The 15,757-nt window shown below is 69.2% G+C and carries 14 protein-coding genes; 9 read left to right on the forward strand and 5 right to left on the reverse strand.

All coding sequences use genetic code 11. The annotated features are described in order from the left end of the window. Positions 1–30 precede the first annotated feature (30 nt). Positions 31–1,122, forward strand: coding sequence for a D-alanine--D-alanine ligase family protein (locus ACFULV_RS09545; RefSeq protein WP_378626309.1), 1,092 nt, complete (start codon positions 31–33; stop codon positions 1,120–1,122). Between the two features lie 65 nt (positions 1,123–1,187). Here ACFULV_RS09545 and ACFULV_RS09550 read toward each other — a convergent pair whose 3' ends face one another. Next, positions 1,188–1,925 carry a DUF3515 domain-containing protein gene (locus ACFULV_RS09550; RefSeq protein ID WP_378655029.1) on the reverse strand — a complete coding sequence of 246 codons (738 nt, stop codon included), beginning with the start codon at positions 1,923–1,925 and terminating at the stop codon, positions 1,188–1,190. 119 nt (positions 1,926–2,044) lie between these two features. Between ACFULV_RS09550 and ACFULV_RS09555 the strand changes: the two genes are divergently transcribed. Genes ACFULV_RS09555 through ACFULV_RS09565 form a run of 3 tightly spaced genes read left to right on the forward strand, consistent with a single transcriptional unit; the run spans position 2,045 to position 4,045 of the window. Next, positions 2,045–3,049, forward strand: coding sequence for a thiamine-phosphate kinase (locus ACFULV_RS09555; protein WP_378655457.1), 1,005 nt, complete (start codon positions 2,045–2,047; stop codon positions 3,047–3,049). 11 nt (positions 3,050–3,060) lie between these two features. Continuing rightward, positions 3,061–3,744: a uracil-DNA glycosylase gene (locus tag ACFULV_RS09560; protein WP_378626311.1), complete on the forward strand. Its 684-nt coding sequence runs from the start codon at positions 3,061–3,063 to the stop codon at positions 3,742–3,744. A gap of 49 nt (positions 3,745–3,793) precedes the next feature. After that, positions 3,794–4,045 (forward strand): hypothetical protein, encoded by a 252-nt coding sequence (locus tag ACFULV_RS09565; RefSeq protein WP_266291645.1) that lies wholly within the window; start codon positions 3,794–3,796, stop codon positions 4,043–4,045. 200 nt (positions 4,046–4,245) lie between these two features. Here ACFULV_RS09565 and ACFULV_RS09570 read toward each other — a convergent pair whose 3' ends face one another. The 3 genes from ACFULV_RS09570 to rpmB form a co-directional block, all read right to left on the reverse strand. Beyond that, on the reverse strand, positions 4,246–5,034 hold the full coding sequence (locus ACFULV_RS09570; RefSeq protein WP_378626314.1) for an enoyl-CoA hydratase/isomerase family protein: 789 nt from the start codon (positions 5,032–5,034) through the stop codon (positions 4,246–4,248). Positions 5,035–5,043: 9 nt separating this feature from the next. Further along, positions 5,044–5,550 (reverse strand): GNAT family N-acetyltransferase, encoded by a 507-nt coding sequence (locus ACFULV_RS09575; protein ID WP_378655032.1) that lies wholly within the window; start codon positions 5,548–5,550, stop codon positions 5,044–5,046. 99 nt (positions 5,551–5,649) lie between these two features. After that, on the reverse strand, positions 5,650–5,841 hold the full coding sequence (gene rpmB / locus ACFULV_RS09580; protein WP_011210730.1) for a 50S ribosomal protein L28: 192 nt from the start codon (positions 5,839–5,841) through the stop codon (positions 5,650–5,652). A 313-nt stretch (positions 5,842–6,154) separates the two neighbouring features. Between rpmB and ACFULV_RS09585 the strand changes: the two genes are divergently transcribed. Beyond that, positions 6,155–8,083, forward strand: coding sequence for a DAK2 domain-containing protein (locus ACFULV_RS09585; RefSeq protein WP_378655035.1), 1,929 nt, complete (start codon positions 6,155–6,157; stop codon positions 8,081–8,083). Further along, positions 8,084–10,342, forward strand: a complete 2,259-nt coding sequence (recG, locus tag ACFULV_RS09590) for an ATP-dependent DNA helicase RecG (protein ID WP_378655038.1) — start codon at positions 8,084–8,086, stop codon at positions 10,340–10,342. Between the two features lie 13 nt (positions 10,343–10,355). Here recG and ACFULV_RS09595 read toward each other — a convergent pair whose 3' ends face one another. Beyond that, on the reverse strand, positions 10,356–11,780 hold the full coding sequence (locus ACFULV_RS09595; RefSeq protein ID WP_378655041.1) for a short-chain fatty acyl-CoA regulator family protein: 1,425 nt from the start codon (positions 11,778–11,780) through the stop codon (positions 10,356–10,358). A gap of 353 nt (positions 11,781–12,133) precedes the next feature. On the opposite strand from ACFULV_RS09595, the gene ACFULV_RS09600 reads away from it, so the two are divergent. From ACFULV_RS09600 to ACFULV_RS09610, 3 genes are read left to right on the forward strand one after another with little or no spacing between them, the layout of a single operon-like run. After that, entirely contained in the window at positions 12,134–13,657 is a 1,524-nt protein-coding gene (locus ACFULV_RS09600) for an MmgE/PrpD family protein (protein WP_378655460.1), read from the forward strand. After that, positions 13,657–14,571, forward strand: a complete 915-nt coding sequence (prpB, locus tag ACFULV_RS09605) for a methylisocitrate lyase (protein ID WP_378655043.1) — start codon at positions 13,657–13,659, stop codon at positions 14,569–14,571. The genes ACFULV_RS09600 and prpB overlap by 1 nt, the downstream gene beginning before the upstream one ends. 4 nt (positions 14,572–14,575) lie before the next feature. Beyond that, the gene (locus ACFULV_RS09610) at positions 14,576–15,718 is read left to right on the forward strand and encodes a bifunctional 2-methylcitrate synthase/citrate synthase (protein WP_378655045.1); all 1,143 of its coding nucleotides are present in this window, start codon (positions 14,576–14,578) and stop codon (positions 15,716–15,718) included. Positions 15,719–15,757 lie beyond the last annotated feature (39 nt).

Genomic DNA, 15,757 nt, shown 5'->3' on the forward strand with positions numbered 1-15,757 from the left:
TGGCGGCGAGAACCTACTACGGTGACGTTCATGACGGAACGGATCAGGGTGGCTGTGGTGTTCGGCGGGCGCAGCAGCGAGCACGCCGTCTCGTGCGTGTCGGCGAGCAGTGTGCTGCGCAACCTCGATCCCACCCGCTACGAGGTGGTGCCGATCGGCATCACCCCGACCGGCGGCTGGGTACTGGCCGACGGGATCGGCGAGCTGGCGCTGAGCCACGGCGTGCAACCACAGGTCGACGCGTCGGGAACCGCCCTCACGCTCGCCGCTGACCCCGGCCGTTCCGGTGCGCTGGTCGCTCTCGACTCGAGCGACGTCCTCGGCAATGTCGATGTCGTGTTCCCGATCCTGCACGGGCCCTTCGGTGAGGACGGCACGTTGCAGGGCATGCTCGAGCTGGCCGGGATTCCCTATGTCGGCGCGGGCGTGCTGGCCAGCGCGGCGGGCATGGACAAGGAGTTCACCAAGAAATTGCTGGCCGCCGAGTCGTTGCCCGTCGGCGTGCAGGTCGTGCTGCGGCCGGGCACCGAGACCCTGTCCGAGGCCGACCGGGCCCGGATCGGCCTGCCCGCCTTCGTGAAGCCCGCGCGCGGCGGCTCCTCGATCGGCATCACCAAGATCACCGATTGGGCCGATCTCGCCGCGGCCATCGCCGCCGCCCGCGCGCACGACCCCAAGGTGATCATCGAAGCGGGCATCGTCGGACGCGAAGTCGAGTGTGGCGTACTGGAATTCGCCGACGGTGAGGTGCGCGGCAGCGTCGTCTCCGAGATTCGCATGCCCGATGCCGACGCGGCCGCGCCCGAGTTCTACGACTTCGCCACCAAATACCTCGACGACGTGTGCGAATTCGATGTGCCCGCCAAGCTCGACGACGACGTCGCCGACGAGATCCGGGAGCTGTCGGTGCGTGCGTTCCGCGCGCTGGACTGCCAGGGGCTGGCGCGGGTCGACTTCTTCGTCACCGAGAACGGCCCGGTGATCAACGAGATCAACACGATGCCCGGCTTCACGCCGATCTCGCAGTACCCGCGGATGTGGGAAGCGACCGGTATCGACTACCCGACGCTGGTGTCGACGCTGATCGAAACGGCGCTCGCGCGCGGAACCGGGCTGCGGTAGTTCTGCTCGGCCGCAGGGCTTCGGCGGGGTCGTGCACGAAAGCCCTACGGCGCCCGTCGATTAGCTCAGAGTTCGCCCGGAGTCGGTTCGCGGGCGGGCAGATTCGCGGTGATGATGTCGGACACGGTCTGGACCCCGCTGGTGCCGGAGCCGTCGGGGACGGTCAGTGCGATGTAGGTCTCGCGGTCGACGGCGAACCAGGTGCCGGTCTTGCCGACCTCGTCGCGGACCTGGAACCACTTCACGCCGTCGATCACCGTCAACGGTGACGCGCGGTTGAACTCGAGGGGGCGGTCGAGGCCGCAGCGCAGCGTGATGGGGTCGCCGCCGTCGGGGAGCTGCCAGGCGCGGGTGGCCGGCGGGGCGGGTTCGACGAGGGTCGACTTGGTGTAGTCGCCGAGCTCGGCGGGCAGGGCCGGGAGCAGTGTTTGACAGGCGGGGCCGTCGGCCGCGGGGGCCGGGACCGGGCCGAGGGCGAGGGGTTCGCGTTGGACCGGGGCGCGCAGGGCGATGAAGGCGGCGACCAGGACGGCGACGATCAAGACGACGGGCAGGGCGACCGCGGTGGCGATCAGCGCGGGGGAGTGGTGTGACTCGAAGTCGGCATCGTCGGAGTCCTCGTCGCCGGAATCCGAATCGTCCGCGGCGCTGTCTGTGTCGGCGGCGAGGCCGGGCTCGACGGCGGGTTCCGGGTGGGCGCCTTCGCCGGACGACGGTGAGCCGTCGGACGATGTCGCGTCGGCAGCGGCGGTGTCGTCGGGAGCGGTCGCCTCGTCGCGATCCTCCGGTGTCGAGTCCGCCATAGCTGTGTGGTCCTTCCGTTCGCTGGTTCGCCTGCACCGTCGGTGGTGCCCGATCGCCTCCGAAAGGGTACCGTCGGGGCGATTTCGTCGGTCAGCAGCACAGCGGGAAGGGGTCGGTCATCAGCGAGGACAGCCGTCCGCAGACGGTGCGTGAGCTGGGCGAGTTCGCCTTGATCGACCGGATCAACGCCGGTCGGGAGCAGGCCGCGCACGTGCTGCTCGGCCCCGGTGACGACGCCGCGCTGGTCGCGGCGCCCGATGGGCGGTTCGTGGTGAGCACCGACATGCTCGTCGAAGGCAGACACTTCCGCCTCGACTGGTCCTCGCCCGTCGACATCGGCCGCAAGGCGATCGCCCAGAACGCCGCCGATGTGGTGGCGATGGGCGCGCGGCCTACCGCGTTCGTGGTCGCGCTCGGCTGCCCGGCCGACACCCCCGTGTCCGTGGTCGAAGGGATCGCCGACGGAATGTGGATCGAGGCCGGCCGCGCCGGGGGTTCCATCGCGGGCGGCGACCTGGTGCGCAGCGATCAGCTGGTCGTCTCGGTGACCGCGTTCGGCGACCTCGGCGGACAGCCCGCCATCACCCGCTCGGGCGCGGTGGCCGGTGACATCGTCGCCGTGGCAGGCGAACTCGGCTGGTCCGGCGCCGGGCTGGCCGTGTTGACCGGCGACGCGGACCTCACCGATCCCGAGTTCACCTACGCCCTTGCGACACATCGTGTTCCGCAGCCGCCGTACGCGGCGGTGATCGACGCGTTCGGGGCGCACCCCCCGACCGCCCTCACCGATGTCTCCGACGGACTGCTCGCCGACCTCGGGCATCTCGCCGCCGCCTCGCACGTCGCGATCGACGTGCACAGCGCGGCACTGACCGACCCCGAACTGTCGGCCCTCGCGAAATTGCTCGATGCCGATGCCGCGCAATGGATTCTGGCCGGCGGTGAAGACCACGCCTTCGCCGGAACCTGGTCGGCCGAGGTGGCGCTCCCCGCGGGCTGGCGGCCGATCGGCATAGTAACCGCAGGCAGTGGCGTCACGGTCGACGGCGTGGCACCCACCGGCGGCACCGGCTGGGAATCGTTCCGTGGGGCGGACGCCACGCCCACCGGCGACGAACGATAGGTTGTGCGGTCATGGGTGCCAAACCACTGTCGGAGATCATCGATCCGGGCTGGGCCCGGGCACTGGAGCCGGTCACCGACCGCATCAGCGAAATGGGCGAGTTCCTCCGAGAAGAGAACGCGGCGGGCCGCGGCTATCTTCCCGAAGGGGAGAACGTGCTGCGCGCGTTCCAGCGCCCGTTCGACGCGGTGCGCGTGCTGATCGTCGGCCAGGATCCGTACCCGACACCGGGCCACGCGATGGGACTGAGTTTCTCTGTCACACCGCAGGTTTCGCCGGTTCCACGCAGCTTGTCCAACATCTTCGCCGAATACAGCAAGGACCTCGGCTTCGATACGCCGACCTGTGGAGACCTGAGCCCCTGGTCGGATCAGGGTGTGCTGCTGCTGAACCGGGTACTTACCGTCACCCCCGGCGCGCCCGCCTCGCACCGTGGCAAAGGCTGGGAAGCGGTCACCGAGCAGGCGATCCGGGCGCTGGTCGACCGCGACGAGCCGCTCGTGGCCGTGCTGTGGGGCAACGACGCCCGCTCACTGAAGCCCACACTCGTCGCCGCCGAGGTGCCCTACGTCGAATCGGCGCACCCCTCACCGCTTTCCGCCTCGCGCGGGTTCTTCGGTTCACGACCGTTCTCCCGGGTCAACGAACTGCTCGACGAACTCGGCGCCGACCCCGTCGACTGGCGGCTGCCCTGACCCGGGGCGTCGCCCGCACCAGAAGAGAATGATGAAGGAGCACAACCCGATGCACATCTCCACCGTTCGCGCTGCCCTCGCGACCGCCGCCGTCGCCGCCGCCATCACCGCGGGCGCGGGCTCGGCCACCGCCGCAGGCCTGCAGCTCGAGCCCTACAACGAGCAGGCCGCACCAGTGGCCACCACCCAGGTCGGCGAGGAATGGACCTCTACCGGCACCTCGACCATCTCCTCGGGCGTGAACGCGAAGGTGACCTGCCTGCTGCAGAACACCTTCAGCGCCCTCGGCGCTGCTTGCTAGAGCGGCTGGCGCCGCGGGGTTTTCGGCCCTGAGGGCCTCGCATCCGAAGGGCGATACTGCGCCTTCGGCGTACCGTCTCGCCCTTCGGATGCGAGGCGGCCGAAAACCCGTGGTGGCTGACATCCGGCGTGGCGTTGGTCGCGCCGGATCGTCAGTTCAGTCGCGGCAGTTGGTGACTTCTACGTCGGAGTTGGTGGCTTCTAGGTGAGGCCGACGTAGTTCGGCTTGCGCTTGCCTACGAAGGCGTCGACGCCTTCGCGGCCGGTGTCGCTGTTCGCGGCGGCCGAGATGCTGTCGCGTTCGGCGTCCAGCTGCTGGTCCAGAATCGCTGTGGGCGACTGGGCCAGCAGTTTTTTCATGGCCGAGTAGGTGGCGCGGGGGCCGTTGACGAAGGTCTGTGCCAGGCGGAGGGCTTCGGCGCGGATGTCGTCGTCGGCGACCGTGCGGCTCAGGATGCCGAGGCGGACGGCTTCGTCGGCGTCGAGGACGGCGTCGGTGAGCAGGATCTCGCTGGCGCGGCCCAGGCCGACGATGCGGGGGAGCAGCCAGGACATGCCGCCGTCGGGGGACAGGCCGATGCCGGGGTAGGCGGGGCGCAGTTTCGTCGAGGGCCCACCGATCGCGATGTCGGCGGCGCAGACCAGGCTCATGCCCGCACCCGCCGCCCAACCCTGCACCGCGGCGATCACGGGAACGGGGGCGGCCGCGAGCGCGCGGACGAACTCGTGGAGTTCGTCGGCCAGCTGGTGCAGATAGGCGCCGCGGTCATCGGCCCCGGCGAAATTGCGGACATTGCCGCCCGCGCAGAAGTTCGCGCCCGCGCCGGTGAGCAGGATCGCGCCGACCGAGGGGTCGAGGGCGCGCAGGGCCGCGGTGCCCGCGTTGATCAGGTCGAAATCCATCGAGGTGCCCGCGGCGGAGGTGGCGATGGTCAGCTGGAGCACGCCGTCGATGATCTCGGCGGCGGCGACCGGTTCGGTGGTACTCATGGCGTCACATTAACCCGGCTCGCGTCGCCACAATTGTTCGGGCAGCAGGGTGAACGGGTCGGTGCGGCGGTTGCCGGTGTCGGTGAAGCCGTGCCTGCGGTAGAAGGCGTGGGCACGCGGATAGTCGGCGAAGACCCAGAGGGTGCACGGCGATCCGGGGGCGGCCGCGTCGATCAGGGCGTCGGCGATGCCGGTGCCGTGCCAGGCGCTGCGGACGTAGAGCGCTTCGAGTTCGGCCTCGGTGGACGGGCACCGGTCCGCCGGTCGGCCGGGTACGGGGCGATCCCGCCCGGCGGCGAAACCGACCAGGCGGTCGCCGGCCAGCGCGACCGGCAATCGGTGGGTGCCCGCGGCACGACGACGTTCCCAATTGATCGCGGAGCGTTCGAGGTCGAAGCCGTCGAGGATGTGGCGGGGGACGAGCGCACCGTAGGCCTCACGCCAGCTGGCGATGTGGCACGCGGCGAGTTCGGTGACCCGGTTCGCCGTGAGCGGCGCGATCCGCCAGTCAGACACGGCGCGCTCGTCCGGCGGCGCGGGCCCGTTGCACGACAATGCCCCGGATCACCCACGAGGGGTGCCGGGGCATTGTCGGCAGAATGTACGGGCTGAAAATCAGCCGCGGACGACCTTGCCCGCCTTGAGGCAGGAGGTGCACACGTTCATCCGGCGGGTGTTGCCAGGGGCAACCTGCGCACGCACGGTCTGGATGTTCGGGTTCCAGCGACGGTTGGTGCGCCGGTGCGAGTGCGAGACCGACTTCCCGAAACCGGGGCCCTTGGCGCAGACGTCGCAAACGGCAGCCATGTCGCGAGCTCCTTCATGTCATAAGCGGACAGCGGCGCACGTATGCCCGCTGAACCGGAAACTGATGTCGTCAAATGCCTTGCCGACTGTCGTCGGCCAGCGCAGACCCACGTGGGCCGCACAAAGCAACCCTGCAAGACTAGCGGGCCGGGCCTCGAAGTTCCAAACCGGGTATCCCGGTCGACCTGCCGAGCACAGCCCGGCTGAGGGCCCGTCCGAGGTCAGCGTACCCCGGTCGGTAGCTGCCGCTAACCTGGCGTGCGTGCTCGGCGCGCGGGTACGCAGAACGGGGAGCGAGGTGGCGGTGGCGCACGTGCGGGAGTCTCTCGACGGCCCCGATCTGCTGGTCTGGGCCCGCGGTTGCCGCACCGACCTGGAGCTACGCCGCGCGGAGATCGACGCGCTCAACGTGTTCCCCATCGCCGACGCCGACACCGGGACCAACCTCCTCGCCACCATGCGAGCCGCGGTCGCGACGGCCGAGCGGGCCGTGCTCGACGCGGAGGACGCCACGTCCCACCTCGTCGCCCAGGCCTTGGCCCGCGGGGCCACCACGGGCGCGCGCGGAAACTCGGGCATCATCCTGTCGCAGGTCCTGCGCGGGATCGCGGAGGCCGTTGTCGCTGGTCCGTTGACCGGTGTGCGGCTGCAGGAGGCATTGCGGCGGTCGGCCGTGCTGGTGCGCACGGGACTGAGTGCCCCGGTCGAGGGCACGATCCTGACGGTTCTCGACCGCGCCGCCGCCGCGGCCGCCGAGGTCGCCGAACCCTCCCTGGAAGAGGTGGCCCGCGCCGCCGCCGAAGGTGCCGCGCGGGCACTGAGCCGGACTCCGACCCAGCTGGGCGTGCTGCGCGCGGCGGGAGTCGTCGACGCGGGGGCGCGCGGGCTGCTGGTGTTGCTGGACTGCCTCGTGACCGAAGTCTGTGGCGAGGCACCCGCGCGAGTCAGGTACACGCGGGGCGAGCGGGCGGACCAGGGGCCGCATCGGCGGCCGGACGACGGCAACGAGCAGGCAGTGACTCTGCCCGGCGGGTCCGGTGACATCGATCACGGACATGCGCGCGACGGCGCGGGGGAGGCCGATTCCGACGGCCGGGAGCGCCGGATACTCGACACCCGCGACGACCACGATCATCGTGATCGGGACGCTGATCCACACTTCGAGGTCATGTACGTGATCTCCGGCACCGACGAGACCGCCGCGGGTGGGCTGCGCGATCGACTCGCCGTTCTCGGTGATTCGGTGGTGGTGGTCGGCGACGGTGACAGCACCTGGTCGGCCCATGTGCACTGCCGCGACGCGGGGGCGGCGATCGAGGCCGGGCTCGCGGTGGGCACGGTGACGAGCATTCGGATCGAGAGTTTCGCGGTGACCGCGCCCCACAGCGGCCACCACGAGCACGGCACCGACTGGCTCGCCACTCAGCACGCGCGGGGCAGCAACAGCGCGCGCGACGCCTCCGCGCTGTGTGAGGCGGTTGCGAGTGGTACTGGCAATCGACTGTCTCGTCCGGTGGGCCGAGACGTCGTACCCGCCACCGGAGATGGCCGCGCCGTCGGCGACCCCACCGCCGGCGATGTCCTCGCGGACCGCGGCGTCCTGGCGGTGGTCGCCGGCGCTGCCGCCACGCGCCTGTTCGAAGACGCCGGCGCGGTGGTGTTGCGCGGGGATCGGCAGGTCGATACGAGCACTCTGCTGACCGCGATTCGGCGGATGCCACATCGTGAGGTGCTCGTGTTGCCCAACGGCGCCCTGCCCGCGCAGGAACTCGTCGCCGTCGGTGTGGCCGCCCGTGACGGGTCGCGTGATGTGTTGTTGCTGCCGAGCGCGTCGATGGTGCAGGGCCTCGCGGCGCTGGCGGTGCACGATCGCGGACGGATCGCGGTGGATGACGCGTTCGCGATGTCGGAGGCGGCGGCGACCATGCGGTGGGGTGCCCTGCGGGCTGCGCGGGTGCGGGCCCTGACGATGGTCGGAATGTGTTCTCCCGGTGACGGACTCGGGCTCGTCGGCCAGGATGTGGTGGTGATCGACCCCGATGTGGTCGGCGCGGGACGCATCCTGCTCGACCGGATGCTCGGTCTCGGTGGGGAATTGGTGACGCTGCTGATGGGCGCCGATACGGGGCCCGAGCTGGCGCAGGTGCTCGCCGATCATGTGACGGCCGGTTTCCCCGGCGTCGAGGTGGTCGTGTATTCCGGTGGACAGCAAGCGGATCTGGTGCAGATAGGGGTCGAGTAGATGGCGACGTTGAGTGACCGGCTCGACCATGTGCTGGGCGTCAAGGCGGCCGACCGGCTGACCGAGGCGTTCGACATGACCACCGTCGAGGATCTGTTGCGCCACTATCCGGTGCGCTACGCCACGCAGGGGCAGCCCCTCACCGAGGAGGAGCCGGAGGAGGGTGCGCACATCACCGTCATCGGTCGCATCACGAAAACCGAACTGCGCCCGATGAAGAACCGGCGCGGCTCCCTGTTGAAGGTGCAGCTCGACACCGGCGCCCAGCGTCCACTGGAAGCCACCTTCTTCAACGGCGACAAGGTGCGGTATCTGGTGAAAGAAGGTGTGCGAGCGATGATGTCGGGCACCGTGCACTGGTGGCGTCCCGACCGCTGGAACCTCTCGCACCCCGACTACCTGATCCTGCCCGACAAGGCCGAAGCCGGCGTGGAGGAACTCACCTCCGTGCGCGGTAGCGGCGCGCTGCGCGGGCTGGCGCAGAGCGCGAAAGGCGCGGGCGGAGTGGATGCCTCGTTCTTCGAGCGCGAATTCGTCCCCGTGTATCCGGCGACCGCGAAGGTCCAGAGCTGGGACCTGCTCGCCTGCATTCGCCAGGTACTCGACCAGCTCGGCCCCATCGACGACCCGCTGCCCGCCGACCTGCGCGAGGAGCGCCGACTGCTTCCGCTCTCGGAAGCGCTGCGCCTGATCCACCTCCCTGAGCACAAGCTCGATATCGAGAAGGCCAGGGACAGGCTTCGTTTCGATGAGGCGCTCGCCTTGCAGCTCGTGCTGGCCGAACGCCGCCACGAGGTGGAGGGCCGCACCGCCCCCGCCTGCCCGCCCTCGGCCGACGGCATCGCCGCCACCTTCGACGAGCGCTTGCCGTTCGAGCTCACCGAAGGCCAGCAGCAGGTGCTCGCGGAGATCTCCGAAGACCTCTCCCGCACCCGCCCGATGCACCGCCTGCTGCAGGGTGAGGTGGGTTCGGGCAAAACGATCGTGGCGCTGAACGCCATGCTCCAAGTCGTGGACTCGGGGCGTCAATGCGCCCTGCTCGCGCCGACCGAAGTCCTCGCCGCCCAGCATTATCGGTCGCTGCGGTCGATGCTCGGCGACCTCGGCAACGCCGGCGAACTCGGCGCCGCGGAGAACTCGACGAAGGTCGTGCTGCTCACCGGATCGATGTCGACGGCCGCGAAGAAGGCGGCCTTGCTGGACGCGATGACCGGCGAGGCGGGCATCGTCATCGGTACCCACGCGCTGATCCAGGATGCCGTCGAGTTCTACGACCTCGGCCTCGTGGTGGTCGACGAACAACACCGCTTCGGAGTCGAACAGCGAGACGCGTTGCGTGCCAAGGCGAAAGACGGCATCAGCCCGCACCTGCTGGTGATGACCGCGACCCCGATCCCGCGCACCATCGCGATGACGACACTCGGCGATCTCGAAACCTCCACGCTCACCCAGCTGCCCAAGGGCCGTTCACCGATCGTGTCGAAAGTTGTTCCGCGCAAACTGCACCCGGGCTGGGTGGATCGTGCCTGGGAGCGCATCGTCGAGGAGGTCGGCCAGGGCAGGCAGGCCTATGTCGTCTGTTCGCGCATCGGCGAGGATCCCGACGCGCCACCGGCCAAGGGGAAGAAGGCGGAGAAGGAAGGGCCGACCACCGCGGCCGCCGTGGAGATGTACGAGACGCTGAGCGCCGGCCCGCTCGCCGGTGTGCGCGTCGGCCTGCTGCACGGCAGGCTACCGTCCGACGAAAAAGACCACGTGATGCGCCAATTCAACGACGGCGCCATCGACGTGCTGGTCTGCACCACGGTCGTCGAGGTCGGTGTCGACGTGCCGAACGCGACCGTCATGGTGATCGTCGACGCCGACCGGTTCGGGGTGAGTCAGCTGCACCAGCTGCGCGGTCGCATCGGCCGAGGCAAGCATCCGGGCCTGTGCCTGCTGGTCACCGATGCCGCGCCGGGCGGGACCGCGATGGCGCGGCTGGAGGCGGTGGCGGCGACGACCGACGGCTTCGAACTCTCGGTGCTCGACCTGCGGCAGCGTCGCGAAGGTGACGTCCTCGGCTCGGCGCAGTCCGGTACCGCCCGGTCGTTGCGGTTGCTCTCGCTGCTCGACGACCTCGAGGTGATCACCGCCGCACAGGAACTCGCCCGCCAGGTCGTCGCCGAGGACCCGGGTCTGGTGAATCATCCGGGCTTGGCGGGCATGATGCACGCCGCCGTTGACGGCGAACGCATCGAATACCTCGCCAAGTCCTGACGCCCGCGCGGTGTCAGCGAGGTAGGCGCGGGTACGGCAGGTCTGTGCTGGTGTGTTCGGTCACCGACAGCGGCCGCCCGATCTGCGGGAACGCGCGTTGCGGGCACGACGGTCGCTCGCACACCTTGCACCCGGCCCCGATCGGCACCGCGACCTGCGGATCGTCCAACTGCAGCCCCTGTGAATACACCAGCCGGTCGGCGTATTCGATGTCGCAGCCGAGTCCGATGACGAAGTTCTTCGACGCCGCCCCGAATCCCTGCGCGGCGGCGGGGGTGGTGCGCGCGATCCACAGGTACCGGCGGCCGTCGGGCATCTCCGAGATCTGGGTGAGGATGCGTCCGGGGTGCGCGAACGCCTCGTGGGTGACCCACAGCGGGCAACTGCCGCCCACGCGGGAGAAGTGGAACGCGGTGGCGGACTGGCGTTTCGAGATATTGCCCGCCCGATCGGTGCGCACCAGGAAGAACGGCACGCCGCGCTGACCCTGCCGCTGCAGTGTGCTGAGCCGATGGCAGACCGTCTCGAAGCCGACTTCGAACCGCAGTGCGAGCAGGTCAACGTCGTAGCGCAATTCCTCGGCCGAGCGCAGGAACCGGCCATAGGGCAGGATCAGCGCGCCGGCGAAGTAGTTGGCCAGCCCGACCCTGGCCAGGGTGCGGGATTCGCCGGTGAGCGCCCGGGATTCGGCGAGCACGTTGTCGATCTCGCGGCCGTAGAGCAGCAGGCCCAGGGTGGTCGCGATCTGGAAGGCACGCTGCCCGGGGCGCAGTCGCCTGGCCAGGGTGAGGGTTCGGGTGTCGGGGTCGTAGTGGCGTTTCGGGATGGCCGGGTCGGCGCCGTCGCCGCGGACCAGCACCGTGACGCCTGCGCGTTCCTCGGCGATCCTGGCCAGCTGACGATCCAGCGAGCCGATGCTCAGACCGGATTCCTCGAACAGCTGCTCGGCGGCATGGTCGAGGGTCGAGATGTGGTTGCGGTGGTCGTAGAAGAAATCGCGTACGTCCTCGTACGGCATGGGGGTGCCCGGCGTGCCGGCCGGTGTGTCGACGCGTGAGGACAGCAGGTCGAGCTGGTCGGTCGCCGCGCGCAACCGCCGGTGCATCGCGATGACGATGCGCGCCACCTCGGGCAGCCGGGTCGCCAGTTCCTCGACCTCGGTGATCGGGGCAGTGTCGCCGCCGCCCGCGGCTTCCACCAGTACCTCGTGCAGGTCCGAGACCAGCCGCGCGTCGGAGTCGGCGGCGAAGAACTGCACGTCCAGGTCGAAGGTCGAGTTGAGCTTCAGCAGAACAGGAATGGTCAGCGGGCGCTGATCACGCTCGAGCTGATTGAGATAGCTGGGTGAGAGGTCCAGCGACTTCGCGAGCGCTGCCTGGGTCATCCGCCGTTCTTCGCGCAGCCTTCGTAGCCTGGCCCCCGCGTACATCTTCCGCACGTCGCAGATCCTAACGCGAGCTGTTCGCAATGTTTGCTCAAAGTGGCGAATGCCTCGGGAGAAGTCCAGTCCCGCAAGGGATTTTACCTGTGTCTACCCGTGCGTAACATGCGAAGTCACGGTCGGCGGCAGGTGCGACCTCGGGCTGCGGTGACCGAATTGCCGCCGAGGGCGCCCGCGCGTTCTCTGCGTGGTTGCCAGGAGAATCAACCATAGCGCTTCGGTATCACCGTTCCGGCGGTGATCGCCAATCTTCGCAATAGTTGCTGATCTTTCGCCCATCGCACGCAAAAATACGCTTGTTCAGCCCATATCCAGCGATAGATCCAGTGCGTAGCGTGCGAACCATGGCAATGAAAACCCATATCGTTCGCAGCGTCGGGGCCGCCGAGGACTTTCCGCGGTCACAGCATCTGGCCACGCTGATCGCCGAGGTGGCCACCGATCCGGTGGCGGTGACCGGCGAGGTCACCGACATGATCGTCAACCGCATCATCGACAACGCCGCGGTGGCCGCGGCGTCGGTCCTGCGCGGTCCGGTCCGCACCGCCCGCGCGCAGGCGTCGGCCCATCCACTGTCCGCCGCCTCGTCACGCCACGGCGCCACCGTCTTCGGACTGCCCGGCGCGCAGCGCGTTTCACCCGAGTGGGCGGCGTGGGCGAACGGGGTCGCGGTGCGCGAGCTCGACTTCCATGACACGTTCCTCGCGGCGGAGTACTCGCATCCGGGCGACAACATCGCGCCGATTCTGGCTGTCGCCCAGCACACGGGCCGGCCCGGCGCCGAGCTGATCCGCGGGCTCGCCACCGGCTATGAGATCCAGATCGACCTGGTGCGCGCGATCTGCCTGCACGAACACAAGATCGACCACGTCGCTCACCTCGGCCCGTCGGCCGCCGCGGGCATCGGCACGCTGCTCGGCCTCGATACCGAGACCATCTATCAGGCCGTCGGCCAAGCAGTGCACACCACGACCGCCACCCGGCAGTCCCGTAAGGGCGAGATCTCCAGCTGGAAGGCCTATGCCCCGGCGTTCGCCGGAAAGATGGCCGTCGAGGCGGTCGACCGGGCGATGCGTGGTGAAGGTGCGCCGGCGCCCATCTGGGAGGGTGCCGACGGCGTGATCGCCTGGTTGCTCGGCGGCACCGATGCCGAATACCAGGTGCCGCTGCCGACTCCGGGCACGGCCAAGCGCGCCATCCTCGACAGCTACACCAAGGAACACTCCGCCGAATACCAGAGCCAGGCCCCGATCGACCTCGCCCGCCGACTGCGCGAGCGGATCACCGACACCGCCCGCATCGCCTCGATCGTGCTGCACACCAGCCACCACACGCACTACGTGATCGGCACCGGATCCGGCGACCCGCAGAAGTTCGATCCGCACGCCAGCCGCGAGACCCTCGACCACTCGCTCCCCTATATCTTCGCGGTCGCCCTCCAGGACGGGACCTGGCATCACGAGCGCTCCTACGCGCCCGAGCGCGTCCAGCGACCCGACACGGTGGCGCTGTGGCGCAAGATCTCCACGGTCGAGGATCCTGAGTGGACGCGCCGCTATCACGCGACCGACCCGGCCGAGAAGGCCTTCGGCGCCCGTGCCGTGGTGACTCTCGACAACGGCGAGGTGATCGTCGACGAACTCGCGGTCGCCGACGCGCATCCACTGGGCGCGCGGCCGTTCGCGCGCGAGCAGTACGTCGAGAAGTTCCGCGTCCTCGCCGACGGTGTCGTGACGCCCGCCGAACAGGACCGTTTCCTCGATGCCGCCCAGCGCACACCGGAACTCGGCGCGGAGGAGCTCGATCAACTGAGCTTCACCGTCGACCCCGCGCTGTTCGACCGGCTGCCCACCGCACGGGAAGGACTGTTCTGATGACTGTTGCCGGATTGCTCGCCGCGCACACCACTGCCGCGCAGAAGCGCGCGAGTTTGCGCGCCGGGCTGGCCTCCGGGCGCCTGCAACGACTGCCGGGAGCGGTGAACCCGCTGGTGGCCAAGCTGATCCAGGAGATCGGATTCGACGGCGTCTACGTATCGGGCGCGGTGATCTCGGCCGAGCTGGCACTGCCCGATATCGGCCTGACCACGCTCACCGAGGTCGTCGAGCGTGGCCGCCAGATCGCCCGCGCCACCGATCTGCCCGTCCTCATCGACGCCGACACCGGCTTCGGTGAACCGATGAACGCCGCCCGCACCGTGGCCCTGCTGGAGGACGCGGGCCTGGCAGGTTGCCATCTGGAGGACCAGGTCAACCCGAAACGATGCGGCCATCTCGACGGCAAGGCAGTCGTCGACACCGCCGAGATGGTGCGCCGCATCCGGGCCGCCGTGGCGGTGCGCCGTGATCCTGACTTCGTGATCTGCGCCCGCACCGACGCGCGCGCGATCGAGGGTCTCGACGCGGCGATCGAGCGGGCGAGAGCCTACGTCGACGCGGGCGCGGACCTGATCTTCACCGAGGCGCTGGCCGAGGAGGCCGAGTTCGCGAAGTTCCGTGCCGCCGTTGATGTCCCGCTGCTCGCGAACATGACCGAATTCGGCAAGACGCCGTTGCTGAGCGCGCGGACACTGACCGACCTCGGCTACAACGCGGTGATCTACCCGGTCACCACGCTGCGCCTGGCGATGGGCGCGATCGAAGACGGTCTGCGCGAGATAGCCACGGCTGGAACGCAATCAGCACTACTGGACCGGATGCAGCACCGGTCTCGGCTCTACGAACTGCTCGGCTACCGGCACTACAACGCATTCGACTCCGGCATCTTCGACTTCACGGTGAGTGAGTGACGCCATGACCAGTGGACAGACAACGCAACCCGCCATCGCCAAGGGTTTGGCCGGGGTGGTGGTCGATACGACGAGCATCTCCAAGGTCGTCGCCGAGACCAACTCGCTGACCTACCGTGGCTACCCGGTACAGGACCTGGCCGCGCGCTGCGGTTTCGAGGAGGTCGCCTACCTGCTGTGGTACGGCGAACTCCCCGACGACGGTCAGCTGCAACTGCTCTGCCAGCGAGAACGGGCCCAGCGCCGGATCGATCGGTCGGTGCTCGCCCTGCTGGAGAAGATGCCGCAGACCTGCCACCCGATGGACGCCGTCCGCACGGTCGTGAGCTACCTCGGCACCGAGGACTCGGCCTCCGAGAGCACGAGTGAGCGCGAAAGGCTGGACTCCGCACTGCGATTGACCGCGCTGCTGCCGACGGTGATCGCGACGGCGATGCGCAGGCGCCGGGGGCTCGACCCGATCGCACCGCACTCCCAGCTCGGTTTCGCGGAGAATTTCCTGTACATGTGTTTCGGCGCGGTACCGGATCCGCGGATCGTGCGCGCGTTCGAGATCTCGCTGATCCTCTACGCCGAGCACGGTTTCAACGCCTCGACCTTCGCCGCTCGCGTGGTGACCTCCACCGGCTCGGACTCCTACAGCGCCATCACGGCGGCGATCGGCGCCCTGAAGGGGCGGCTGCACGGCGGCGCCAACGAGGCGGTGATGCACACGATGCTGGAGATCGCCGACCCCGCGCACGCGAAGGCGTGGATCGCCGAAACCCTCGACGCCAAGCGCAAGGTGATGGGCTTCGGGCATCGTGTGTACCGCAACGGCGATTCCAGGGTGCCGACGATGAAGGCGGCCCTCGACGAGGTCGCGGCGGTGACCGGGGGACAGCACTGGGTCCGCATGTACGACGAACTCGCCGCCGCGATGGCCGAGAAGACCGGCATAGCGCCGAATCTCGACTTTCCGGCAGGGCCCGCCTACTACCTGATGGGCTTCGACATCGAGATGTTCACGCCGATCTTCGTGATGAGCCGGATCACCGGCTGGACCGCGCACATCGCCGAGCAGTCGGCCGCCAACGCGCTGATCCGGCCGCTGTCGGAGTATCACGGCGTGGCACAGCGTGCGGTTCCGGTCGCCAGGGCGAGCTGAACCGAACCACTGCCCCGGACGGAAATCTCCGTCCGGGGC

This window comes from Nocardia sp. NPDC057272, assembly GCF_042668615.1.
Classification (GTDB): Bacteria; Actinomycetota; Actinomycetes; order Mycobacteriales; family Mycobacteriaceae; genus Nocardia.